At 64.4% G+C, this 22539-nt stretch carries 18 protein-coding genes and 1 pseudogene; 13 read left to right on the forward strand and 6 right to left on the reverse strand.

What is annotated here, in order from left to right:
• Positions 1-16: 16 nt before the first annotated feature.
• Positions 17-1066: a trypsin-like serine peptidase gene (locus SH602x_RS22465; protein ID WP_479474409.1), complete on the reverse strand. Its 1050-nt coding sequence runs from the start codon at positions 1064-1066 to the stop codon at positions 17-19.
• Between the two features lie 354 nt (positions 1067-1420).
• Here SH602x_RS22465 and gcvT point away from each other — a divergent pair, with 354 nt between their 5' ends.
• The 9 genes from gcvT to SH602x_RS22510 all read left to right on the forward strand — a co-directional run bounded on the left by gcvT (position 1421) and on the right by SH602x_RS22510 (position 10423).
• A complete protein-coding gene (gene gcvT, locus SH602x_RS22470) occupies positions 1421-2536 on the forward strand; it encodes a glycine cleavage system aminomethyltransferase GcvT (protein ID WP_479474410.1) in 1116 nt (371 codons plus the stop codon).
• 123 nt (positions 2537-2659) lie between these two features.
• Positions 2660-3043, forward strand: a complete 384-nt coding sequence (gcvH, locus tag SH602x_RS22475; RefSeq protein WP_479474411.1) for a glycine cleavage system protein GcvH — start codon at positions 2660-2662, stop codon at positions 3041-3043.
• A 269-nt stretch (positions 3044-3312) separates the two neighbouring features.
• Complete coding sequence (gcvPA, locus tag SH602x_RS22480) at positions 3313-4653, forward strand: aminomethyl-transferring glycine dehydrogenase subunit GcvPA (RefSeq protein ID WP_479474412.1); 1341 nt, start codon at positions 3313-3315, stop codon at positions 4651-4653.
• A 116-nt stretch (positions 4654-4769) separates the two neighbouring features.
• Positions 4770-6254, forward strand: coding sequence for an aminomethyl-transferring glycine dehydrogenase subunit GcvPB (gene gcvPB / locus SH602x_RS22485; protein WP_479474413.1), 1485 nt, complete (start codon positions 4770-4772; stop codon positions 6252-6254).
• Positions 6251-7012 carry a lipoate--protein ligase family protein gene (locus SH602x_RS22490; protein ID WP_479474414.1) on the forward strand — a complete coding sequence of 254 codons (762 nt, stop codon included), beginning with the start codon at positions 6251-6253 and terminating at the stop codon, positions 7010-7012. The genes gcvPB and SH602x_RS22490 overlap by 4 nt, the downstream gene beginning before the upstream one ends.
• 476 nt (positions 7013-7488) lie before the next feature.
• A complete protein-coding gene (locus SH602x_RS22495) occupies positions 7489-8193 on the forward strand; it encodes an FHA domain-containing protein (protein ID WP_479474415.1) in 705 nt (234 codons plus the stop codon).
• A 179-nt stretch (positions 8194-8372) separates the two neighbouring features.
• Entirely contained in the window at positions 8373-8945 is a 573-nt protein-coding gene (locus SH602x_RS22500; protein ID WP_479470887.1) for an RNA polymerase sigma factor, read from the forward strand.
• Positions 8926-9780 (forward strand): hypothetical protein, encoded by an 855-nt coding sequence (locus tag SH602x_RS22505; protein WP_479474416.1) that lies wholly within the window; start codon positions 8926-8928, stop codon positions 9778-9780. The genes SH602x_RS22500 and SH602x_RS22505 overlap by 20 nt, the downstream gene beginning before the upstream one ends.
• Positions 9781-10030: 250 nt before the next feature.
• Entirely contained in the window at positions 10031-10423 is a 393-nt protein-coding gene (locus tag SH602x_RS22510) for a hypothetical protein (protein ID WP_479470885.1), read from the forward strand.
• 92 nt (positions 10424-10515) lie between these two features.
• On the opposite strand, the gene SH602x_RS22515 is transcribed toward SH602x_RS22510, so the two are convergent.
• From SH602x_RS22515 to SH602x_RS22530, 4 genes and pseudogenes are all read right to left on the reverse strand, one after another.
• Positions 10516-11073, reverse strand: a complete 558-nt coding sequence (locus tag SH602x_RS22515; RefSeq protein ID WP_479474417.1) for a sugar O-acetyltransferase — start codon at positions 11071-11073, stop codon at positions 10516-10518.
• A gap of 287 nt (positions 11074-11360) precedes the next feature.
• Positions 11361-11939: an REP-associated tyrosine transposase gene (locus tag SH602x_RS22520; RefSeq protein WP_479474418.1), complete on the reverse strand. Its 579-nt coding sequence runs from the start codon at positions 11937-11939 to the stop codon at positions 11361-11363.
• A 597-nt stretch (positions 11940-12536) separates the two neighbouring features.
• The gene (locus tag SH602x_RS22525) at positions 12537-12764 is read right to left on the reverse strand and encodes a hypothetical protein (protein ID WP_479477143.1); all 228 of its coding nucleotides are present in this window, start codon (positions 12762-12764) and stop codon (positions 12537-12539) included.
• Positions 12765-13264: 500 nt separating this feature from the next.
• Positions 13265-13627 (reverse strand): annotated as a pseudogene (locus SH602x_RS22530) (hypothetical protein); the annotation flags it as partial.
• 102 nt (positions 13628-13729) lie between these two features.
• Between SH602x_RS22530 and SH602x_RS22535 the strand changes: the two are divergent.
• Complete coding sequence (locus tag SH602x_RS22535; RefSeq protein ID WP_479472661.1) at positions 13730-15097, forward strand: transposase; 1368 nt, start codon at positions 13730-13732, stop codon at positions 15095-15097.
• Positions 15098-15124: 27 nt separating this feature from the next.
• Here SH602x_RS22535 and SH602x_RS22540 read toward each other — a convergent pair whose 3' ends face one another.
• On the reverse strand, positions 15125-17485 hold the full coding sequence (locus SH602x_RS22540) for a class I SAM-dependent DNA methyltransferase (protein ID WP_479474419.1): 2361 nt from the start codon (positions 17483-17485) through the stop codon (positions 15125-15127).
• A 559-nt stretch (positions 17486-18044) separates the two neighbouring features.
• Here SH602x_RS22540 and alaS point away from each other — a divergent pair.
• The 3 genes from alaS to SH602x_RS22555 all read left to right on the forward strand — a co-directional run bounded on the left by alaS (position 18045) and on the right by SH602x_RS22555 (position 22525).
• Entirely contained in the window at positions 18045-20861 is a 2817-nt protein-coding gene (alaS, locus tag SH602x_RS22545; RefSeq protein WP_479474420.1) for an alanine--tRNA ligase, read from the forward strand.
• A 532-nt stretch (positions 20862-21393) separates the two neighbouring features.
• Positions 21394-21762 (forward strand): STAS domain-containing protein, encoded by a 369-nt coding sequence (locus SH602x_RS22550; RefSeq protein WP_479474421.1) that lies wholly within the window; start codon positions 21394-21396, stop codon positions 21760-21762.
• A 373-nt stretch (positions 21763-22135) separates the two neighbouring features.
• A complete protein-coding gene (locus SH602x_RS22555) occupies positions 22136-22525 on the forward strand; it encodes a hypothetical protein (RefSeq protein WP_479474422.1) in 390 nt (129 codons plus the stop codon).
• The last annotated feature ends 14 nt before the right edge of the window (positions 22526-22539 follow it).

Genomic DNA, 22539 nt, shown 5'->3' on the forward strand with positions numbered 1-22539 from the left:
GGATCGGGTGCGCCGATCAGGGATACTGCGACCGGAACTGCTTCGTCCAGTCGTAGTAATCCTTGGTGATGCGGGTCGCGCCGTTGACGCGGCGAGAGCCCAGCTCTTCCCACGCATTCACGCCCACTGCGAAGCGTTCCTTCTTCTCGATCACGTACATCGGGGAGCCGGAGGAGCCGCCCAGGATGTCGTGAAAGTGCTCGAACTGCATCTTGAAGACGTTCTGGTTCTTCGTCTCGAAATCGCGCCACTGCTGCTGGTTCTTCGCTCCGGGATAACCGGCGCTGTTGAGGTTCATCTCCTCCAGCTTCGCGTCGGTCGTCGTCTGGAACCCGAACGAGAAGCCGATCTTATTGAAGAGCGACTTCGACGGCAGAATGATCCAGCCGATGTCATAGTCCCACTGAGTATTGATGGTCGAAGAGATGTAGCCCGTCGGGATATAGAGATCGGAATTGATCTCGCCCCCGTACGGCGAGTCGTTCCCGTCGCGGCCCGGGTAGACGCGGACGGTCGTCGCCCAATGTTTCTTACGGCGGTCGTACAGATTGTGCGCGTTCGTCAGGAGAACCCGTTTCCCGACGAAGAACGCCGTACCGATGGTTTCGCTCCCGTCCGGCCATGAACTCTCGATGTAGCAGACCGCCCGGTACGGAATCGCCTTCGTGTTGGTGACGCGTTTCCAGTCGTTGTCGATGATGCGTTCCGGACGAAAGGCGTTCAGGACCGCCTGGGCGGCCTGATCGACGAGTTGGACGGACTCGTATCCGAACTGGCGGGATGCGAGTGCCGTCGACTGAGCGAAGGTTCGTCGCGGCATCCGGGCGGTTCCCTCGACGTCGGGTCCGGAGGGCGCCAGATGAGCGGCGACCGCCGCGAGCGAGTCGGCGAAGTTTCCAGGTCGCGGCTCGACGCGGATTTCGCCGACAGATCGTTCCTCGGCGTTCGGCTTGAGAACGCCGGCCTGGCCGAAAGCGGGAGCGGCGCTTACCGCCAAAACGAGCAGGAAGAGAAACGCCCGTTCCTTGCTCCGACTTGGAGCGACCGAGCTTGGTGACTTACTCATGTGCGGCCTTGGATAGAGATGATTCGCGTGGAGAACCGACCGTGCCGCGAGTTGCGGAGCGCCTGACGCCCTGAATTACGGCGAACCGAATCATACTTAGGCAAATCTGACGAAACAGCGTCGCATCGACGAATTTTGCCGCGACTGTCGAAGGGCGTGTGGTGCGGAGCTCGCTGCTCGCGAAGACCGCGTTCGCGCGCCGCTCCGTTCCCTTTCACAAGAACCGTTTCCATTTTTTCGGAAACGCTCCTGTCCCGGCTACCGGGATCGCTTAGAATCGCCCCATTAAGGTCGTGTCGCACGACTGTAAGCGGCGATCGTCGCTCCCCTCGATTCGCAGGTCGGCTTCCCGGCATGTCCGCCAGTCTCGCGCAGACCCCGCTTCACGAATGGCACGCCGACCGCGGCGGGCGAATGGTCGACTTCGCCGGCTGGTCGATGCCGGTGCAGTACTCGTCGATCATCGAGGAGCATCACGCCGTCCGCCGGGCGGCAGGCTTGTTCGACGTCTCGCACATGGGGCGCTTCGACATCTTCGGACGCGACGCCCGGGAGGCGCTGGAAGGCCTGCTCACGCGCCGCGTCGCCGACATGACGCCGGGACAGGTGCGGTACTCGCTCGTCACCGACGAGACGGGCGGGACGCTGGACGACATCCTCGTCTCGTGCGTCAGCGACGAAGAGTTCGCCCTGGTGGTGAATGCGTCGAATCGCGAGAAGCTCTGGAACTGGTTCGCTGAACGGACCGCGGGCGACTCGCTGGAACGGACCGATCGGACGCTGGAAACGGCGATGATCGCCGTACAGGGTCCGAAAGCGGCGGCGCTGACGCAAAGCGCCTTCGAATTCGCGCTCGATTCGCTGAAGCGCTATACCTTCCGGCAGGCGTTCTGGAACGGCGTCCCGGTCGTCGTCAGCCGCACCGGATACACGGGCGAGGACGGCTTTGAAGCCATTCTCCCCAGCGAGATCGCCGTCGATCTGTGGAACTCGCTGCTGGAAGCAGAGGCCGATGCGCGGGCCTGCGGACTCGGCGCCCGGGATACGCTCCGCCTGGAAGCGGGCATGCCGCTGTACGGCCACGAACTGGACGAGAGCGTAACCCCCATCGAGGCGGGTCTGAAGTTCGCCGTGACGCTGGGGGGGCGGAAATTTCCCGGTTCGGACGTGCTGGGCAAGCAACTCGCCGACGGCACGAGCCGCGTCCGGGTCGGCGCCGTCCTTGCCGGAAAGCGTGCCGCACGCCAACATTACCCTGTCCTGAGTTGCCCTGGGCCGGCCGGCGATGGCCAGCCGATCGGCGAGACGACAAGCGGCACGTACTCGCCGACGCTGGAACAGTCGATCGCCATGGCTTACGTTCCGCCACGCTTCGCGGCGGAGGGAACGACCCTGGAGTTCGATCTGCGCGGGAAGCCGGAAGCGGCGACGGTGACGACGCTTCCCTTCTACCGTCGCAGCGACAGCTGAAAGATCTTGTAGGGCAGGCGCCCCGCCTGCCATGAACTTAACTACCGCTGCGATGGCAGGCGGGGCGCCTGCCCTACGGGAAACGGCTGGCGATCAAGCGGCTACCAGACGAGAAAGCGACGAATGAAGCGCGAAGACCTGCTTTACGCCGAAACGCATGAATGGGCCGCCGTGGAGTCGGGGGTCGCGACCGTCGGCATCACCGACTTCGCCGTCGAGCAGCTCACCGACCTCGTCTTCATGGACCTGCCGCCGGTCGGCAAGAAGGTCGAAGCGGGCAAGGAGTTCGGCGAGGTCGAATCGGTCAAAGCCGTTTCGCCCCTCTACAGCCCGGTCTCCGGCGAGATCGTCGAGGTCAATTCCGATCTGCCGCACAGCCTGGAGACGCTCAACAGCGACCCCTTCGGCGCCGGCTGGATGATCAAGGTGAAGCTGACCGACGAGTCGACCCTGAAGTCGCTCCTGACGTACGACGCCTACAAGAAGCAGATCTCCGAATCGCACTGATTCGGAACCGCGACGAACCGCGGCGGAATCGAATCCTGAGCCGGGGGTGTTAATCCCCCGAGGTCGGAGGCGGTTCGCACGAGGGCGGCGCCGAAAGCTCGGGGGGGTTCACACCCCCCGCTCAGAGTTACGTTTCTCTCCCGATCTTTGACATCTTCCCGCTCCCCTGGTTCCTGTCGCGCGGGCGTCAATCGCCGCGCGACCTGGCCGACGCACGGCGCTTCGTTCCGAACGGCGCTGCCCCTGAATCCGAGGCGACAAGACGCTCCATGGGTTATCTGATCAATGCGCCGGCCGACGTCGAAGAGATGCTGGCCGCGATCGGCGCCTCCTCCGTCGACGAACTGTTCGACGGCGTTCCGGCCGACTTCCGCCTGAAGCGTCCGCTCGATCTGCCGCCGGCGCTGACGGAACTTGAACTGACGCAGGAACTCTCTTCGCTGGCAGGGAAGAACGTCGCGGCGGGAGAGCGGGCCTGCTTTTTGGGGGGCGGCAGCTACGACCACTTCGTGCCCGCGGTGGTCGATAACCTCGCCGCGCGGGGCGAGTTCTATACGTCGTACACGCCCTACCAGCCGGAGGTGAGCCAGGGCAACCTCCAGTGCATGTTCGAGTACCAGTCGCTGATCTGCGACCTGACGGGCATGGACGTCTCGAACGCCAGCCTGTACGAGGGAGCGACTGCAGCGCTCGAAGGCGTCCTGATGGCGGTCGCCGTCTCCGGTCGCACCAAGGTCGTCATCCCCGAGTCCGTCCATCCCGAATATCGCCAGACGATCCTCACCGCCACGGCCAACCTGGGCCTGGAGATCGTGACGACGCCCGCGCCGGGTCTGGTCTCCGACGAAGCAGCGCTGGAAGGGGCGATCGACGATTCGACCGCCTGCGTGCTGATCCAGCATCCGAATTTCTTCGGAACGCTCGAGAACGTCGAAGCGATCGCCGCGCTCGCCAAGAGCAAGGGCGCCGCGGTGGTACAGATCTTCGACCCCATCAGCCTGGGTCTGCTCAAGGGGCCAGGCAAGCTCGGCGCCGACGTCGCCGTCGCGGAGGGGCAGTCGCTCGGCAACTACATGGCGTTCGGCGGCCCCTACCTGGGCGTAATGACTTGCAGCGAACGCTTCATGCGACGCCTGCCCGGACGCATCGCGGGGCAGACGTTGTCGTCGAACGGCAAGCGCTGCTGGGTGCTGACGCTGCAGACCCGCGAACAGCACATCCGCCGCGAGAAGGCGACGAGCAACATCTGCACGAACCAGGGCCTGCTGGCGCTCCGTTCGGCGATCTATCTCGCCCTCGTCGGTCCGCAGGGACTGAAAGAGGTTGCCGAACTCTGCCTGAAGAAGGCGGAGTACCTGAAGCGGTCCCTCGCGAAGACGAAGCGCTTCGAGATCGTCTCGGACGGACCGACGTTCAAGGAGTTCGTCGTCCGCGACAAGAAGGGCGACGTGGCGACGCTGGTCGAAGCGGCTGCCCGCGACGGCTTCTTCGTCGGGCCGGGCCTGGGGCAGTTCTATCCGAACCTCGACGACTGCTTCCTCGTCGCCGTGACGGAGAAGCGCACTAAGACCGAGTTGGACCGGCTGGTGCAGGTATTGGAAGCGGCGTAGACGCTCTTCGTAGGGTGGGTCATTGACCCACCTTCTCCTCGGCACGGATCGCACTGCCATTGGTGGGTCAATGACCCACCCTACGAATACACAAGCACGAAACGAATCACAGCGTCATGCGCAATCGCCAAGCCGTTCAGCTTCTGACCGAACTCGCTCGCCCGGGTCGCCGCGGGGTGACGTTCCCTGCTGCCGACGTACCGTCGCCGGAGGTCGAGGACCTGCTGCCGGCGGAGTTCCTCGCCGAGGAGCCGCCCACGCTGCCGGAGGTGGCCGAGCCCGACGTGGTGCGGCACTTCACGAACCTGTCGACGCTGAACATGTCGGTCGACACGCACTTCTATCCGCTCGGGTCGTGCACGATGAAGCACAACCCCAAGCGGAACGAGCGCCTGTGCAGCCTGCCCGGGATGCTGTCGCTGCACCCTTATCAGCCCGAGTCGACCCTGCAGGGCATGCTGCAGGCGATGTACGAACTGCAACTGTTTCTGGGGGAGATCGCCGGGCTGCCCGCCGTATCGCTTCAGCCCGCTGCGGGGGCACACGGAGAGTTGACCGCGCTGCTCGTCGCGTCGGCCTACTTCCGAGAACGGGGCGAGAAGCGGACCAAGGTGCTCGCGCCCGATAGCTCGCACGGGACGAACCCCGCGAGCGCCCGCTTCGCCGGCTTCGACACCGTGACGGTCAAGAGCCGGGCCGACGGCTTCGTCGACCTGGAAGACCTGGAACTCAAGCTCGACGGCGACACGGCCGTCTTCATGATCACCAACCCCAGCACGCTCGGCCTGTTCGAGAAGCAGATCAAGCGGATCGCCGACGACGTCCACAACGTCGGCGGACTGCTTTATCTCGACGGCGCCAACATGAACGCCATCCTGGGCATCGCGCGGCCGGGGGACTTCGGCGCCGACATGATGCACTACAACCCGCACAAGACCTTCAGCGGTCCGCACGGCGGCGGCGGACCGGGAGCGGGACCGATCTGCGTCCGCGACTTCCTGGGGCCCTATCTGCCTCGCCCGATCGTCGTGAAGGAGGGCGACCGGTACGTCCTCGACGGCGGGGACGAGCATTCGATCGGACGCGTCCGCTCGTTCTTCGGCAACGTCGGCATCCTGCTCAGGGCCTACTGCTACATCCGCACCTACGGGCCGGACGGGCTGAAGTCCGTGTCGGAGCACGCGGTGCTGAACGCGAATTATCTGCTGGCCAAGGTGAAGCACTTCCTGCCCGTGCCGCAGGGCGACCGGTGCATGCACGAGTTCGTCGCCAGCGCGGCGAAGCTCAAGAAGGAGCGCGGCATCAGCGCGATGGACCTGGCCAAGCGGCTGCTCGACTACGGCTTTCACGCCCCCACGGTCTATTTCCCGCTGACCGTGCCCGAGGCGATGATGATGGAGCCGACGGAGACCGAGAGCAAGGAGACGCTCGACGCGTTCGCCGAGGCCCTGTTCCGGATCACGGGCGAAGACTCCGAGATGCTGCACGACGCGCCGCACACGACCGCCATTCGCCGGCCCGACGAAGTCCGCGCCGCCCGCTCGCCCGAAACCAAGTGGCCCAGCGCGCCGACGCCTGCCCCGGAAGAATCTCCGTCGTGAGCGAGTTTCAGTCGATCGGCGCTGCCGTCGTGCGCATCCTCGACGACGGGCCTGCCTCCGGCGCCTGGAACATGGGCGTCGACGAAGCCCTGGCGAAGAGCGCGGCGGATCAGGGCGTCGCGACGCTGCGGTTCTATCGCTGGTCGCCCGCGACGCTTTCTCTGGGCTACTTTCAGTCGCTGGCCGATCGGGAAAACCACGCGGCCAGCAGCGACTGCCCCGTCGTCCGACGCAGTACGGGCGGCGGCGCGATCCTGCACGATCGCGAACTGACCTACAGCTTCGTCGCGCCGGCGAAGATCGGCGACCGCGGGGCGGCGGAGTCTCTTTACGACCTGTTCCACGACACGCTCATGGAGACGCTCAGGTCGTTCGGCGTCTTCGCTTCCCGGCAGAAGGCGACGGAACCCTCGCTCGACAACGAGTTCCTCTGCTTCAAGCGAAGGGCGAAGGGCGATCTGATCTACCGCGGCGCCAAGATCGTCGGCAGCGCGCAGCGCCGGTCGCACGGCGCCATCCTGCAGCACGGCAGCATCCTGCTCGCCGCGTCGCGGTATGCGCCGGAGTTGCCCGGCATCGCCGAACTCGGGGGCATCGGCGTTTCGGAAGACGCTTTGATCAGCCGCTGGATCACGAGTCTCGCCTCCGCCAGCGGGGCCGACTTCAATCTCGGCGAACGTATGCCCGCCGAAGACGCCTTCGCAGCCCAGCAGGTGGCGGGTCGCTACGACGCTTCGGACTGGACCGCGAAACGCTGAATTTCGTGCCCGCTGCCAGCGATCTCAACCCGTGATAGCATGGTGCGACGGCAATGACGCATCGCCGGAAGGTGAATTAAGGTCGCGTTAAGTCCGCCCCTGCTGGGTGGATTCCTACCGCGGCCCGCATTGCCGATATCGCGGAATGTACTCACGACTGGCGGAAAAGTTTTTGACGGGGCCCCGGCGCCTCGATAACATGACCAGTGGAGGACGCGTGGACCAGGCTCTTGCTGGTCGACGAAGGCTTCCTAAAGTACTGAGCTCTCGCGACCCGTTCGGCGCTTCGGCGCAGCGGCATTCGCGTTTCGAATAGACGGAATTCGGTCGGCCTTTCGGCTGCTCGACACGATCGCCTGCGATTCTCCTATACAGGATGCTGGTTTCCGCTTCGTTCACGCGTGCCGTCCCCGCCGATCTGTTCACGGATTTTTCTTTCGACTGTCGTACGTCCGGCAAACGGCTAGGTGCGTTTTATGAAGGTGAAACTGAAAGTCCAAAACGGGAGCCATGCCGGGACCGAGATCGCGATCCCCGGCCCGGAGTTCGTCATCGGTCGCCAGGAAGGCTGCGACCTGCGACCCAAGAGCGAGACCGTCTCCCGGCGGCACTGCTCGATCACGCTGACCGATTCGGGCGTCGTCGTCCGCGATCTGAAGAGCCGTAACGGCGTCTACGTCAACAGTTCCAAGATCGAGGACGAGGTCCTGCTGAAGCCGGGCGATCAGCTCCGCGTCGGCAAGCTCGAATTCGAAGTCCTGATCAACTACGGCCTCGGCGCCTCCAAAAAACCGCACGTCGCTTCGGTGAAGGACGCCGTGAACCGCGTAGCCGGCGCCAAAAAGAACGACGGCGATATCGGCGACTGGCTGCTCGAGGCCGACGAGGTCGAACGGATGCGGCAGCTCGCCGACCCCGAGACGCGCCAGTTCCGGCTCGACGAAACGAAGAAGGTCTCCGCCGAAGATCTGGTCGAAGGCGCCGAAGCGGATGCGTCCGAGGAAGAGGCGGCCTCCGGCGAAACGAGCGCCGCCGAAGAGAAAAAGGGCGATTCCGGCTTCTTCGGAAAGAAGAAGGCGAAGAAAGTGAAGGGCAAGCTTCCGCCCCGTCCGGCGAATGATACGAAGGACACCAAGGAAGCGGCCGCCAATACCCTGCGCCGGTTCTTCAACAACCGCTGATTCCTTCGGCTCTGTTATTCTTCTGCGGAACGCCGTCGTGGCGTTCCGCAGACTCGCCAAGTTCGAAACGAGTTTCTCACGGCTCGCGAAAGGATCGTCGACTCTCCTTTCGTCGCCGCATCCTGCGACGACTCGCAGGCTGACGGCCTGCGGCAGCAGCCTTCGATAAGGACGCAATCTTGGAGACGGAGCTTCGCGATCTTACCGGCGCCTGCTTGCGCGGGGACGAAGTCGCGAAGCTCCGACTGGTCGAGCGCTTCGCTGACTTGGTGATGGCGATCTGCCTCCGCACGCTGGGTCGTCGCGAAGACGCGGAGGACGCCTTCCAGGAGACGTTCATCCGGACCTTCCGGAGTCTCCACCGCTGGGATCCCGCTCGCCCGTTCGAGCCCTGGATCGCGACCATCGCGGTCAATCGCTGCCGCACGACGATCGCGAAACGCAAGCGCGAACCGCGGGAGCTGGGCGAACTGGAGACCGATTCGCTCGCCGCGGCCCCGTCGGGCGATTATTCGCTCGCCTTCGCCGAGGACCTGGAACTGGCGCTGGCCCAGTTACGCCCGGAATACCGGCAGGCGTTCGCGATGTTCCACTTTCAGGAAAAGAGCTATCAGGAGATAAGCGAAACCTTGGGCTGTCCCCTGGGTACGGTTAAGACATGGGTCCATCGGGCCCGATGCCAGTTGCAGGAAATCTTCGAGCGACGGGGATGGACGCCAGAGCCTGACCGCGATGCAATGCCCAGAATTTGAACAGCGACTCCAGCTCGCCGCGGATCTTCGCCAGGATCCGCCGGTCGATGCGGAGTTCGACCTTCACGCCGCGCTTTGTGCCGACTGCTCGGCGAAGCGGGACTGGTTCGTCGCGCTCGCGAAGATGACCGGCGCCTTTCGCAAGACTCCCGGACTCGCCGCGACGGACGTCAGCGCTTCGGTCGCGACGTACGACCGCGTCCGCCTGATCCGCGAAACCTGGTCCCGATCGTCGCAGGAAGAAATCCGACTCGCTCCCACCCCGGTCGCCGAAGAGCCGGTCACTTGGGAGCCAGTCACTCGGTTGCCGGTCGCTTCCGAGCCCGTCGTTCTGGCGCGGAGCGCTTTTCCGCCAGTCGCTTCGTCGCTGATCGAGCCGCCGCGACGTCGGTCCCGGCTGCTGCTCGCGGGGAGCGGGCTCGCCGTCGCGGCCAGCATCGCCCTGTTCGTCACGCTCGCCCTGCTGCCGCCGCCGCAGCCGGTTGGGGGCGAAGTCGCGAACGCAGCGCCCGCCGTTGTTGAAACGACGGCGCCGGAAGACGCTCTCCCCCCGGCGCCGACCGTCGCCGAAACTCGACCGGCGAATCCTGCGGCGCCCGGTAACGCTTTCATGCTCTCGGGCGTCGACGGGACGCTCTCGCTGGAGCAGCTTCGCGAGCGGCTGTCGTCGCTCCCCAGCGATCCGTCGATGACGGGCTCGCTCCGTCCGATCACCTCGTCGTTCGGCGTCGCCTGGGAAACGCTCCGCAGCGCCCTGCCCGCCGGCCACGGCGCGACCGATCGGGCGCTCGATCAGGCGGACGTTCGCGAAGCGGGCCTGTTCGCGGTGGCCTGATCCGCTGGTCGGACCTGAAACGCTCGAGCGCGTATCTGCGATCCGCATCGCGCCGCGGAGGGCTCAAACCCTCCGCTCGCCAGGAACGCACGCTCCGGTCGTACCGCCTGTGCCGCTGGGGCGAACTGCGACGGCGCCCCTCCCTATCTTCGGCGCCGTCGTTGTCGCTTTTCTGCCACGCATGTCTTAGCCAGGTTGTAAATACTCCCCAGACGACAACCTTTCACGTCCTAACCGGGGAGTCAGGGGCATGGTCAAGGCGACGAGCAAGACGAAGAGCCAGGCGGTCGAGAGCGAAGTCGTGATGGACGCCCGCAGCGGAGAGCGACGCAAGAGCAGCGAGCCGGTCGCCGTCGAGCGTCGCAGCAAGGTGCAGCGCCGTCGCCAGATCGACCCGACGACCTGCGAACGCGACTACTCCGACGAAGAGGTCGAATTCATGCAGGCGCTCGACGCCTACAAGCGTCGCGCGGGCCGCATGTTCCCGACCTGCAGCGAGATCCTGGAAGTCCTCCGCGACATGGGCTACGTCCGGATGACGCCCGAGCAGAAGAACTGGCTCGACCAGATGCCGGGCGCCGCGCCCGTCGCCTCGTTCGAAGACGCCCCCGTCAGCGAGTCCGAAGAGCTCGTCGCCGGCTGAGCGATCGTCCGACAGCGTTTCGAATTCCGAGCACGAGCCGCGGTCAACCGATCGCGGCTCGTGCTCGTTCGGAAGTCAGCTATCGACCCGTTTCACCGTTCGATCTCCCGAATCACCCGGCAGGGATTCCCGGCGGCGAAGACGTCGCTGGGGAGGTCGCGGGTGACGACGCTGCCGGCGCCGATCACGGTTCGCGAGCCGATCGTCACGCCGGGGCAGACGATCGCCCCGCCGCCGCACCAGACGTCCGACCCGATCCGCACGGGACGCCCCAGTTCGTACTTTCGACGGGCCTCCGCGTTCAGCGGATGGGTCGCGGCGTAGATCTGCACCCCGGGGCCGAACATCGACCGCTCGCCGATCTCGACCGGGCAGACATCCAGCACGACGCAGCCGAAATTGAAGTAGACCCCCTGCCCCAGCGAAATGTTGAAGCCGTAGTCGCAATGGAACGGCAGCTCGACCGAGACGCTCTCTCCGCCCGCCGCGAAGAGTTCCTGCAGCAGGCGCCTGCGCAGCTCCGTCGCCTCCTCGTCGCTCGCGTTCAACTCCCGGCAGATCCGCCTCGCCCGGCGCCGCAACTGCGTCAATTCCGCGTCCGCCGGATCGTACGGCTCCCCCGCGACCATCTTCGCCCGTTCGCTGCGCATCGGCTCGGTTCCCTTGGCTGAGTCGTTTCGGCTGAAGATGCTTATCGACCGCACGGCGACTGTATCGGTGCGCGTGTGTGCCACTGCTGGCTTGCCCAGCAGTGCAGAGCCCCGGTGTTGATTCGGCTACCCCAACCGATCCGTCACGATGGAAATCGTTCCCTCGTGTCGATCGATCAAGCTGGAACCTCCCTCCCCGCCAGCTGCACTGCTGGGCAAGCCAGCAGTGGCACACAAGCCCATCCGCATGCTCCCCGATCCAATCCAGCTCTCTTCTGTTCAGCCCTCTACAGCAGGTCGTACGGCAGGGGCGAAAGAGCTGGCGCCTCGATCCGTCGAAAGGCCTCAGGTAGCAGGAACTGCCGAGCGCTCGACCACTCCCAGTCGACGGCCCGTTCGCAGAGACCCCGTTTGACCGGGTTCGCGTGGACGTACTCGATCGCCGCTTCGATCGCTCGGGGTTCGGTCAGATTGCGATCGAAGCCGGGGCCCTCCTGCCAGAAGCGAAAGCTCTCGACGCCGGCTCTTTGACGTACGGTCAAATCTTCTACGACGCGAGGACGCCGCTCCGTCAGACCCTGCTTGATCCGATAAGACGACGGTCGCTTGATCGCCCGGAGCAGGTCCGCCGTCGATGCATTCTCGGCGTCAGGCTGCACGATCAGATGAACGTGCTCAGGCATCAGCACGAAGGCGAAGAGGCGCCAGCCCCGCCCCTGCATCGCCCGGTCGATCGCCCGACAGACTTCGATTCGGATCCAGTCCTCGTTCAGCAACGGACGTCGCTTATAGCAGGAAAACGTCAACTCATGGACATGCAACGGCTCGTCGTAGTGACGCACTCGCTTTCGATGGCCGAGGTCCATGTCGCACTCCTGTCAGTATCCTTCGAGAGTATGTGTGCCACTGCTGGCTTGCCCAGCAGTGCAGAGCCCCGGGAGCTGTCATGCTACCTCGAACGATCCGTCACGAGGGAAAACGTTCCATCGTGTCGATCGATCGAGATGGAACCTCGGTCCCCGCCCGCTGCACTGCTGGGCAAGCCAGCAGTGGCACTCACGGAACCAGTCCGTCGGCATCTATCGGCTCCTCACGAAGCAGGAACCTACCGCCGTGCCGATCGATCGAATTCGAGTCCCCTGTGCCGGTGCTGGCTTGCCCGGCAGTGCAGTCCCCCGGGAGTTGTCATGCTACCTCGAACGATCCGTCACGAGGGAAAACGTCCTATCGTGTCGAACCGACGACAGGATAGTCGCGTGTGCCACTGCTGGCTTGCCCAGCAGTGCAGAACCCCGGCCATCGTACTGCCATTCCGACCGATCCATCACGATGGAATACGTACCATCGTGACGAATGAACGTGTTGGAAAGCCAACCTCCGCACGCTGCACTGCTGGGCAAGCCAGCAGTGGCACATAAGTTCGCTCGATCTCCGTGGCTCTTCCACGCTTCAAGTCTTCACGCCTACAGCGCGTACCGATCGTCGGGCGTGACGCGCGCCTGGCCGACGGCGACGAGGGTCTCGAGCAGCTCGTGGACCTTCTTCTTGTTCGCCTTGGAGAAACGGACGGCGACCTCGCCTGCGGAGAGGGGTCGGGCGGCTTCGACCAGAGCCTGCCGCAGCAGGCGGACCCGTTCCTGATGAGGCTGGCGGTCCTTCTCGGTCGGCCAGGGGATCTTCTTCGCCGGCACGGGGGCGGGAGCCTGCTCCTCGTCGTCGGTCTCGCCGGGAACGACCAGATCCTGCTGTTTCTTGCCGGGGTCGACCCCGGTCGTCGGGTTCTGGAACTCGGGCCGCAGCCACCGGACGTGCCCGCGACGTTCTTCCTCGGCCCGCTGCTGGTTGAGATCGACCAGCCGCTGCAGGATCGATTCGTCATCTCGCCGGGCCAGCTGTACGCGGCGGCGACGGCGGCGTCGAGGTCGTCGTGAATCTGCTTCAGGACGGAGACGAGGCCCTGCTCGTGAATCGTCTGTTCCTTCTTCGAGAGCCCTTCGCCCGAGCGGAGCTTTTCGAGGACGTTGTACATCCCCGTCATGGTCAGGGTCGGATGGAGTTCCTGCTGCCGCTTGCGATGGGCGTCGAGCTGTTCGCCCAGCTCCCGAATCCGCTGCTTCGTCCCTTCGTCGGGATCGGGGAACGGGAAGGTCTCGAAGCAGCGGGTCTTGTTGTAACGGGGATCGTTGCCGACCCCGAGCCGCCCGCCCGTCGCGAGCGCCCACGTCACATGGATGCGGCTCGACAGCACGCCGAGGAAGTAGGCGTCGTCGAACGCGAACGCGGTCAGCATATTGTCGGGAAGAACGCTTCGGTCGAGAAAGACGAAGAACCGATGCTTGGATGTCTCTACTGTCGCCACGTAACGGCTAAGCGGCGCAAGGGCGGGACGAAACGTCCCTCGGGGCTTACCGAAGATCCACCAGTTCTTAGCGTAGAGCACCGAATCCTTTGTTCCGCCAATCTTGTTATCTCGTTCAGCTTTTACGCGTTCGACTATCCATTGGTACGCCTCGGGAAACTTGTTTCGTACCTCCTCGGCATCGAGGCCGTACATGTCGATGACAAGAACGTCACGGCTGTTCTGCGTTAGCAGCCCGTTGATTTTTGCCCTGCCTGCGCTATCCTCGCGTGATCTCGACGCGGGGGAGGAATCGCGATGGGCTTGGGCAAGCGGAAGCGGGAGACGCAGGGGACGTTCTGGGTTCCGACGGACAAGCTGGGGAGCGGTCCGCGAAACGTCTTCTACGACCGTCTGAACGGGCTGCTGGCCGAGATCGAATTCGACGGACGGCTCGAAGAGGCGGCCGCTCCGTACTACGAAACGACGGGGCGAAAGAGCCTGGCGCCGGGCGTCTACTTCCGGATGCTGTTCATCGGTTACTTCGAGGGGATCGACAGCCAGCGCGGCATCGCCTGGCGCTGCGACGACAGTCGCTCGCTGGCCCGTTTCCTGGGCTTCGGTCCCGGCGAGGAGACGCCGGACCATTCGACGCTCACGCTGACGCGAAACCGGCTGCCGCTGGAGATCCATCAGCTCGCGTTCGACCTGGTTCTCGGCCTCTGCCACGAGAAGGGTCTGCTCAAGGGCAAAACGCTCGGCGTCGACGCCAGCGATCTCGAAGCGAACGCTTCGATGAAGTCGATCGTCCGCCGGGAGAACGGCGACGACTGGCAGGAGTACGTTCGCAAGCTCTACGAAGCCGAAACGGGCGTAAGCGACCCGGACGACGAGGAGCTGCGCCGCTTCGACAGGAAGCGGAAGGACAAGAAGGTCTCCAACGACGAGTGGGTCAATCCGCACGATCCCGACGCTCGGATCGGGAAGATGAAGGACGGTCGCACGCATCTCAAGTACAAGGTCGAACACGCCGTCGATCTGGAGACGGACGTGATCGTCGCGGCGGAAGTCTACGAAGGGACCGCCGGCGACTGCCGGACGATCGAAGATACCGTGAACGCCGCGCGAACGAACCTGCGCGAGGCGGGCACGGGCTGCGACGTGGAAGAGGTCGCGGCGGACAAGGGCTATCACAGCGAAGAGTCGCTCGACCGGCTGCAGCACGAGACGCACGTGCGGACGTATATTCCGCAGCCGAAGCGAGCGAAGTCTCGGAAGCGAAAACGCAAGCCGCCGAGTCGTCAGGCGGCCTATCGTCGCAATCGCCGGAACGCGCGCGGACGTCGCGGTCGCAGGCTGCAGCGTCTACGAAGCGAGAAGGTCGAGCGGACGTTCGCGCACGTGCTCGAAACGGGCGGCGGCAGGAGAACCTGGCTTCGCGGGCTGGCCAAGATCCGCAAGCGCTACCTCGTCGCCGCCGTCGCTTACAACTTGGGACGGATCCTGCGCCAACTCCTCGGCGCCGGTAAGCCGAAACAGTTCGGAGAACTGGGAGCAGCGCTTTCCGCCGCGTTTGGGCTCTCCAGCTTCGCTGATTTCGCCGTCGGATCGCATCGAGCGATCTTAAGCATCTCGGTCGCCGTCCGGCTCCCGCTCCTGATGCCTCGACGCTCAGCGACCTTTTGAACGCTCAGGCTCTCGCGAACAGGGAAATCAACGGACTGTTAGGTCGCGTCCGTTCCGATACTTCTTTATGCGTTCTTCAAGGCCGGGGACTCTGCCGAGACCGAGACGGGCTGCTTGCTCATTCGTAACGATGAAGCCGGCTCCGTGAAGCTTCACGCCCGGGCAAGCCAAGTTACTGAGTGCGCGAAGCGGAGTCGCGGCCGACGTGTCTGGTCCGGCCTTGAGGTCGGCGGCGATCGCACCGTCCAACGATCGCAGCTCAACTTTCGCTCCTTGCTCACCATCGTCGGCTTCACGAGTGACCACCTTCAGCAGACCGAGCCGCTTACCAGAATCGGCTGAGGTCATCGCTATTCGAACCTGCGCTCCGTCCGTGCTATCCACCCACGGATGGTCCGGGATCGCGAAGATGATCGAGAGCGGGTTCTTGGCAGCGAGATGCGGTTCGATGACGCGGCGGTTGAAGGTCTGGCGGATGCTGTTCGTCGTGATGAAGCCGAAGCGCTTCGCGTCGCCGGCTCGCACGATCTCGGCGGCTTTGTGCCACCAGTACATAACGAAGTCGCAAGACTCCGGCAGTTCCTTGTAAACGCTGCGCACGGTCGTCGTGTATCCGTCGCCGAGGGCGTACCGCATCCGCGACGCGCCGATGAACGGCGGGTTCCCCACGATGTAATCCGCCTTGGGCCACTCGGCCTTGCGGGCCTTGAGATAGCGGCGCTCGGTCACGCGGGCGGTCTCGTCGGGGATCTCTTCGCCGGTGACGGGGCTCGGTTTGGTGGTTCGCCCATCCCAGCGGGTGACGGGCTTGCCTTCGGCGTCCAGCACGTCCTCCTCCGCGTCCCAGACGAGGAGCGCGTCGCGGCATTCGATGTTCCGCTCCTTATCGAGGATCGGTTCGTTGACGTGCTCCCGACCGACCGAGCGGACCTGCCACTGGAGGTAGCCGATCTCCAGCACCAGATCGGCGATGGCGGCCGCGCGGGGGTTGACCTCGATGCCGTGGAACTGCGGCGGGCGGACGTGATGCAGCGGGGGCGCTCCGCCGAACTCCTTGAGCGCCAGCAACACCTCGCCCTCCAGGCGCTTGATCAGTTCGAGCGCGACGTACAGAAAGTTGCCCGTGCCGCAGGCGGGGTCGAGCACCGAGACGTCGCAGAGCGTCTGGTGCCAGTCGCTGACCAGCTTGATCGCCTCCGCCTTGTCGTCGTCCTGGTACCGGGCGAAGGCCGCGGCGTAGGTCGCCTGCCACTCTTCGCGCAGCGGTTCGATGACCGTCGGCAGGACCAGCCGTTCGACGTAGGCCCGGGGCGTGTAGTGGGCGCCCAGCTTGTGCCGCTCGACCGGGTCGAGCGCCCGTTCCAGCAGCGTGCCGAAGATGGCCGGCTCGACATGCTCCCACTTCGAATCGGCGGCCTCGATCAGCAGTTCGAGTTGATCCTCGGTCAGCGGCAGCGCCTCGCAGTCGGCGAACAGCCCGCCGTTGAACTTCGCGAGCTTGGCCTCGACGGCGTCGGAATAGGTTCCGCGGTCCATCGCCTGCCAGAGGTTTTCGAGCGAGGGCACGAACCGGTCGAGCTTGTCCCGGCGGCTCTTGAGGAAGTCGGTGAAGCCATCCTCCGGGAAGTTGCCGATACGGATGTCCTCGGCGAACATCGTGAACAGGCACCGCATCAGGAACTGGGCCACGCGGTCGGGCGCGAAGTTCTTTTCGAGCTGCTTGGCCAGCTTCGCCAGGCGACCGGCGACCTCCCGCGTGACGGCGGCGCTTCGCTTCGTCGGGTCGAGCGAGAGGGGATCGGTCCAGATCGTACGGAGGAGATCGCGGGTCGCCTGATTCGCGAGGTCAGCCAGTCGGATGCGGAAGGAGAGCGTATCGGGGAAGGGCTGGTACGACTTGCCCGACCGGCTGAAGTCGGCGTACAGATCGATGCAGTAGCCGACGTCGACCACGATCAGGAAGGGGGGCCAGGCGTGCTCGACCGCCGCGGCGTAGCGCCGGGCCTGGGCGGCGGCCTTCTGCATGGCGACGGACCAGGGCGACGTGCCGCGGAGCGCCGTGCCGACCTTCCGCCGGGCGTTGGCTTTCTTATCGGAGAGGATTTCGCTTTCGCGTTCTTCCTGGCGTTCGACGCCCTGCTTGGACTCCAGGACGAAGCAGTCCTTGCGGTAGAGATCGATCCTGCCGCGGGAATCGGCGCCCAGGTCGTGGAACAGGACGGTCTTTTCGAAGACGTACTCGTTCTTCTCCTCGTCGGCCTGCGACGGATCGGGATGCGGCACGCCGAGCAGGTCGCACAGCTCGTTCAGGAACGACTGCGAATTGGCCAGTTCCGCCCCGGCGGAGTCCTTCCAGCGGGCGATGAACTCGGCAGGCGTCTGCGACATGGCGGGAAGGAGGAAGATGAGTTGGGACGAGGCGGGCCAGGAGATTTCCTGTACGCCAGCATCGTATCGAATTTTGGAATTGGCCGTGTGCCACTGCTGGCTTGCCCAGCATTGCAGCGCCCCGGTGTCGATTCGGCTACCTCGACCCTTACGTCACGATGGAAAACGTTCCTTCGTGTCGAACGATCGGGATGGAACGTCAACCTCCGCCCGCTGCACTGCTGGGCAAGCCAGCAGTGGCACACAAGGGACGGGAGACGGACTCGCATTTTCGTAGGGTGGGCCTTGGCCCACCTGTCGTTCGCACCATCGATCGATAAGGAGCCGTGGTTCGTTTACCCGATCATTCGATCCGGACGTTCCCTCGCTTCGGAAAACGTACTCGCCCTATGCGGCAACTCGGCGATGACGGCAGGTGGGCCAAGGCCCACCCTACGAAAAAAGGGGGACTTCCATCAACCGTTCGCCAGCCGGCGTCCCAGTCCGCTAGGACCGTTTCCGCCGCACAGGTACGATAAACCCCTTCATTTCACGAGAGAAAACGGACGGACCTCAGTTCATGTTCATGAAGACGGACGAGCTACGCGAGAAGTACCTCGAATTCTTCGCCGGGAAGGGCCACACGCGCAAGGACAGCGACGTCCTCGTCCCCCGCTGGGATCCGTCGGTGCTCTTCACGCCGGCGGGAATGAACCAGTTCAAGGACCACTTCCTGGGTCGCGTGAAGCTCGACTTCACCCGCGCGACGACCTGCCAGAAGTGCCTCCGTACGGGCGACATCGACAACGTGGGGCGGACCGCCTACCACCACACGTTCTTCGAGATGCTGGGGAACTTCAGCTTCGGCGATTACTTCAAGCGCGAAGCGATCGAGTGGGCCTGGGAATTCCTGACCAGCCCCAAGTGGCTCGGCATCCCGAAGGACCAGCTCACCGTCACCGTCTACCTGGACGACGACGAAGCCTTCGGCATCTGGAACGAGAAGATCGGCCTGCCCGCGTCGCGGATCCAGCGCTGCGGCGAGGACGAGAACTTCTGGCCGGCGAGCGCCCCCAGCCAAGGTCCGGACGGCGTCTGCGGCCCGTGCAGCGAGATCTATTACCACCCGCCCGGGAAGAAGGAAGTCGAGATCTGGAATCTCGTCTTCACGCAGTTCAATCGCGTCGGCCTGCCGCCCGAGAATCTGCGACCGCTGCCGAGCAAGAACATCGACACGGGCATGGGCCTGGAGCGCTGCGCGTCGATGCTGCAGGGGGTCGATACGAACTACCACATCGACATCCTGCGACCGCTGGTCGAAGCCGCGGCCCAGTCGGCGGGAACGACGTACGACCCCGCGAGCGACGAGGGGCGCCGCTGCCGACGGATCGCGGATCACGTCCGCGCCTGCACGTTCGCGATTCACGAGAACGTGCTGCCCGGGCCGGAGAAGGAAAACTACGTCATTCGCCGGCTGCTCCGCCGGGCGACGCTCGACGGTTACCAGATGGGTCGGCGGGAACCGTTCCTGTTCGAGCTGGTCGGCGACGTCGTCCAGGCGATGAAGGTCCCCTACCCCGAACTGGCTCAGACCGCCGATCGCGTCGCGAAGCAGATCAAGCTCGAAGAGGGCGCCTACTTCAACCGCCTGGGCGACTGGATGGGCCGGATCGAGAAGCTGCTCGACGCGAAGACGTCCAAGGGGAACGCCGTCGTCGGCGGCGAAGACTCCGGGCAACTCCTCACGACGTACGGCATCCATCCCGAACTGCTCGAAACGGTCGCCAGCGAGCGCGGGCTCGCCTTCGATTGGAAGAGCCACAAGGAATGGATGGAGACCCACGGAGAGATCTCCGGCTCGGGTCAGAAGGTCCTGTTCGGCGAAGGTCCGATCGAATCGCTGAAGAAGGCGCTCGGGTCGACGCCCTTCCTCGGCTACGACGGCACGTCCGCTGAAGTTACGGTCAAGGGGATCGTGTTCGAGGACAAGCTTCACGAGGAGATTTCCTCGGCTGCCGCCGCGCAAGGCGGACAGGCGAAGCTGGTCGCGATCGCACTCGACAAGACGCCCTTCTATGCCGAAGCGGGCGGTCAGGTGGCCGACACCGGCACGCTCCTCGCGGACGACATGAAGGTCGACGTCGTCGACGTCCAGAAGAAGGGCGACCTGTACGTTCACTTCGGTTATCTGCGTTCCGGCACGCTGAAGGTCGGCGAGAAGTTGCACGCGGAAGCGAATCCCGAACGCCGCGACGCCATCCGCCGGGCGCACTCCGCGACCCACCTGTTGCAGCACGCGCTGCAGCAGGAACTCGGTACGGAAGTCCATCAGCAGGGGTCGAAGGTCGAGCCCGATCAGTTGCGGTTCGACTTCTCCTTCGGGCAGAGCGTCCCGGCGGAAGAGCTGACGCAGATCGAAGAGCGGATGAAGGCCCGCATCGCCGAAGACGCCGCCGTGTCGGCGAAGGTCATGCCGCTGGGCGACGCCCGGCTGCTGGGAGCGATGATGCTGTTCGGGGAGAAGTATCCCGACCCCGTCCGCGTCGTCTTCATGGGCGACTGGAGCAAGGAGTTCTGCGGCGGAACCCATCTGGAACATCTGGGCCAGATCGGAACCGTCGAGATCCTGAGCGAAGAGTCGGTCTCCGCCGGCACGCGGCGCATCGTCGCCCTGACCGGTCGCAAGGCCGAGGAGCATGCCGAGCGGACGATGCAGACGCTGCACGACGCCGCCGCGATTCTCGGCGTCGCCGATTCGCAGGTTCGCGACGCCGCGGCCGCGCTGGCTCGCGAGGTTCGCGAACTGAAAAAGGAACTCTCCGGCGGCCCGAAGCCAGAACCCGCTGGCGCTCTTCCTTCCGCTTCTGCCGGCGAACCTTCGTACGCGGAAGCGCGCTCGATCCTGCGCGACGTTTCGCGAACGCTGAACGTGCCGACGTTCGAAACGCCGGCGCGTCTGCAGGCGATGCTCGAAGAGCGAAAGCGCCTCCAGGCCCAACTCGCCGAGCTGTCGCAGTCGGGCGACATCTCCAGCGATTCGATGCTCGCCCAGGCGGAACGGATCGGCGAAACATCGGTCGTCGTGATCGAGACGCCGGGCGCCAATCCGAACCTGATGCGGCAGTGGATCGACCAGCTTCGCAAGAAGGCGGGCTCCTCCGCGACGCTGTTCGCCGCCAAGCAGGGCGACGATAAGGTGGTCGTCATCGCCGCGCTGAGCGACGATCTCGTGAAGCGGGGCCTCAAAGCGGGCGACTGGGTCAAGCCGGTCGCGGAGTCCGTCGGCGGCAGCGGCGGCGGCAAGCCCGACCTGGCGCAGGCAGGCGGCAAGTCGCCGGAGAAGCTGAGCGAAGCCCTCGACATCGCGCGCAGCAAGATTCGCTCGCTGCTCTCCTGAGCAAAGTTCGCGGTTCGTGATCGGCGACGCGTCGTCGGTTTCGACGAACTGCATGGTCTGGGCGGCCCGGATTGCTCGTCAATCCGGGCGGCGCAGCCGCAAGAGGCCGTCAGCGGCGGTCGAAGGTCTAATCCGAGGCCTGCCCGGAATCCTCTTGTCGAACTTCGTTCGACCCAGATTGCAAGCAATCTGGGCCACCCCTCAATCCAGCGCGTAAACCGGAAGCTTCTCCGTCCCGTTCCCGACAGAGCGTCCATTCGCTACGACGCGACGTTCTCGCCTCCCTTGCGCGGTTCGCAACAGCGACTTCTTTTCCCCAGCCGCTTCGTGCTCTTAAGACAGGCAATAATCCGGGGTTACGCAAAAGAATTCGCTGTTGCTCCCATCGAACGAGAGGCATAAAACCAAGGGTATGAGGCTCTCTCCCTTTAGCCTCACGTTCGAATCAGGCAGGGACGTCTACGGGTCGAGCGCTCGCGCGCGAAGCCCGATCGCGTCCATCGACTGTCGCAGCGAAATCAGGAGCGAACCCATGCTGCAGCTTTGCCCTGGCTGGAAAGCCACCGTGGAACGAGGCCCGAACTGCCTGTTCGTTCGCATGGAGGACTCCGACACTCTCCCCTCGCCGGGCAAGATCGCCGAGAACCTGTGGAGCCTGATGCAGGTTCACAACACGAATCGGCTGGTCCTGGAGCTCGACCAGGTTCGCCTGATGCGGAGCGCCTTCCTCGGCGAACTCCTGACGCTCCGCCGGACGATCTCCGAAAGCGGCGGCGTTCTCCGGATTTGCGGCCTGAACGAAGACAACCGTCGCACGACGACGATCGCCCGGATCGACCGCATCATCCCGCTCTACAACACGCGCAACGAAGCGGTCCGCGGCGAAGCGGTCACCGTCTGACGCGAGTCGGGTCGAAGAATCAGAAACGCCGAACGCCTTCCTCTCGGAAGGCGTTTTTCGTTCAGCGACCGAGCGGTACGAAATCTCCGTGGCCATGCGTGCCGCGACGGAGACCCGCATACGATCCTGGACCGGATGCGTCGGCAGGCGAACAGGCGCTGGAGGCAGAGTGAACGCGATGGCCTACGTCGAAGATGTTCCGGCAGTTAAACCGAGGCGATCCCGTCATTCGCTCGGCTGGATCGCCATTGGAATGCTGATCGCGATCTCGTTATTTCCTGTCGCGTTCGTTTGCTGGATAGTTGAGAGTACCGTAGCGATCTCGGAGTGGAACGATCTCGGAGGTTCGATCAACGTCGAGAACACGAACGTCATGATGTTCGGCCCTGAGTCACAGGCCTCGATCGACGAGATCGCGGCGTCGCTACGAAGGCTTCGGTGGATGCCTGGCTGCGACGGACTCTCGATCCAAGAGTTCTCTTCGGGCGATATCGGCCGCATGGTGCATGCGTTTCGCCCGGTCGACCTCGGCGTCTCGGATTCGACGCTGAACGACTCTGCCCTGCAGCGCATAGCTGAAATCTCGTGCCTCCGTCGCGTCAAGCTTCAAGGAGAACTGGACGTCACTGCTGGCGGTCTGCGGCAGCTTCTCGCCGCACGCTCAGACATCCTGATCTTTGTCGAGCGAAGTTCGTACGGCCAAGAAGACCTCGACGCGCTTCAGCGAGACTTTCCGAACCGCGTAGAAATCTGGAACCAGTAGGAAACTCGTCGCGA

It is taken from the genome of Lignipirellula cremea (assembly GCF_056501455.1).

Bases quoted from the DNA above. Each gene is read 5' to 3' on its own strand.
- SH602x_RS22465 (WP_479474409.1), bottom strand. From the start codon at position 1,066: ATGAGTAAGTCACCAAGCTCGGTCGCTCCAAGTCGGAGCAAGGAACGG.
- gcvT (WP_479474410.1), top strand. From the start codon at position 1,421: ATGTCCGCCAGTCTCGCGCAGACCCCGCTTCACGAATGGCACGCCGAC.
- gcvH (WP_479474411.1), top strand. From the start codon at position 2,660: ATGAAGCGCGAAGACCTGCTTTACGCCGAAACGCATGAATGGGCCGCC.
- gcvPA (WP_479474412.1), top strand. From the start codon at position 3,313: ATGGGTTATCTGATCAATGCGCCGGCCGACGTCGAAGAGATGCTGGCC.
- gcvPB (WP_479474413.1), top strand. From the start codon at position 4,770: ATGCGCAATCGCCAAGCCGTTCAGCTTCTGACCGAACTCGCTCGCCCG.
- SH602x_RS22495 (WP_479474415.1), top strand. From the start codon at position 7,489: ATGAAGGTGAAACTGAAAGTCCAAAACGGGAGCCATGCCGGGACCGAG.
- SH602x_RS22505 (WP_479474416.1), top strand. From the start codon at position 8,926: ATGCAATGCCCAGAATTTGAACAGCGACTCCAGCTCGCCGCGGATCTT.
- SH602x_RS22510 (WP_479470885.1), top strand. From the start codon at position 10,031: ATGGTCAAGGCGACGAGCAAGACGAAGAGCCAGGCGGTCGAGAGCGAA.
- SH602x_RS22515 (WP_479474417.1), bottom strand. From the start codon at position 11,073: ATGCGCAGCGAACGGGCGAAGATGGTCGCGGGGGAGCCGTACGATCCG.
- SH602x_RS22520 (WP_479474418.1), bottom strand. From the start codon at position 11,939: ATGGACCTCGGCCATCGAAAGCGAGTGCGTCACTACGACGAGCCGTTG.
- SH602x_RS22535 (WP_479472661.1), top strand. From the start codon at position 13,730: ATGGGCTTGGGCAAGCGGAAGCGGGAGACGCAGGGGACGTTCTGGGTT.
- SH602x_RS22540 (WP_479474419.1), bottom strand. From the start codon at position 17,485: ATGTCGCAGACGCCTGCCGAGTTCATCGCCCGCTGGAAGGACTCCGCC.
- alaS (WP_479474420.1), top strand. From the start codon at position 18,045: ATGTTCATGAAGACGGACGAGCTACGCGAGAAGTACCTCGAATTCTTC.
- SH602x_RS22550 (WP_479474421.1), top strand. From the start codon at position 21,394: ATGCTGCAGCTTTGCCCTGGCTGGAAAGCCACCGTGGAACGAGGCCCG.
- SH602x_RS22555 (WP_479474422.1), top strand. From the start codon at position 22,136: ATGATGTTCGGCCCTGAGTCACAGGCCTCGATCGACGAGATCGCGGCG.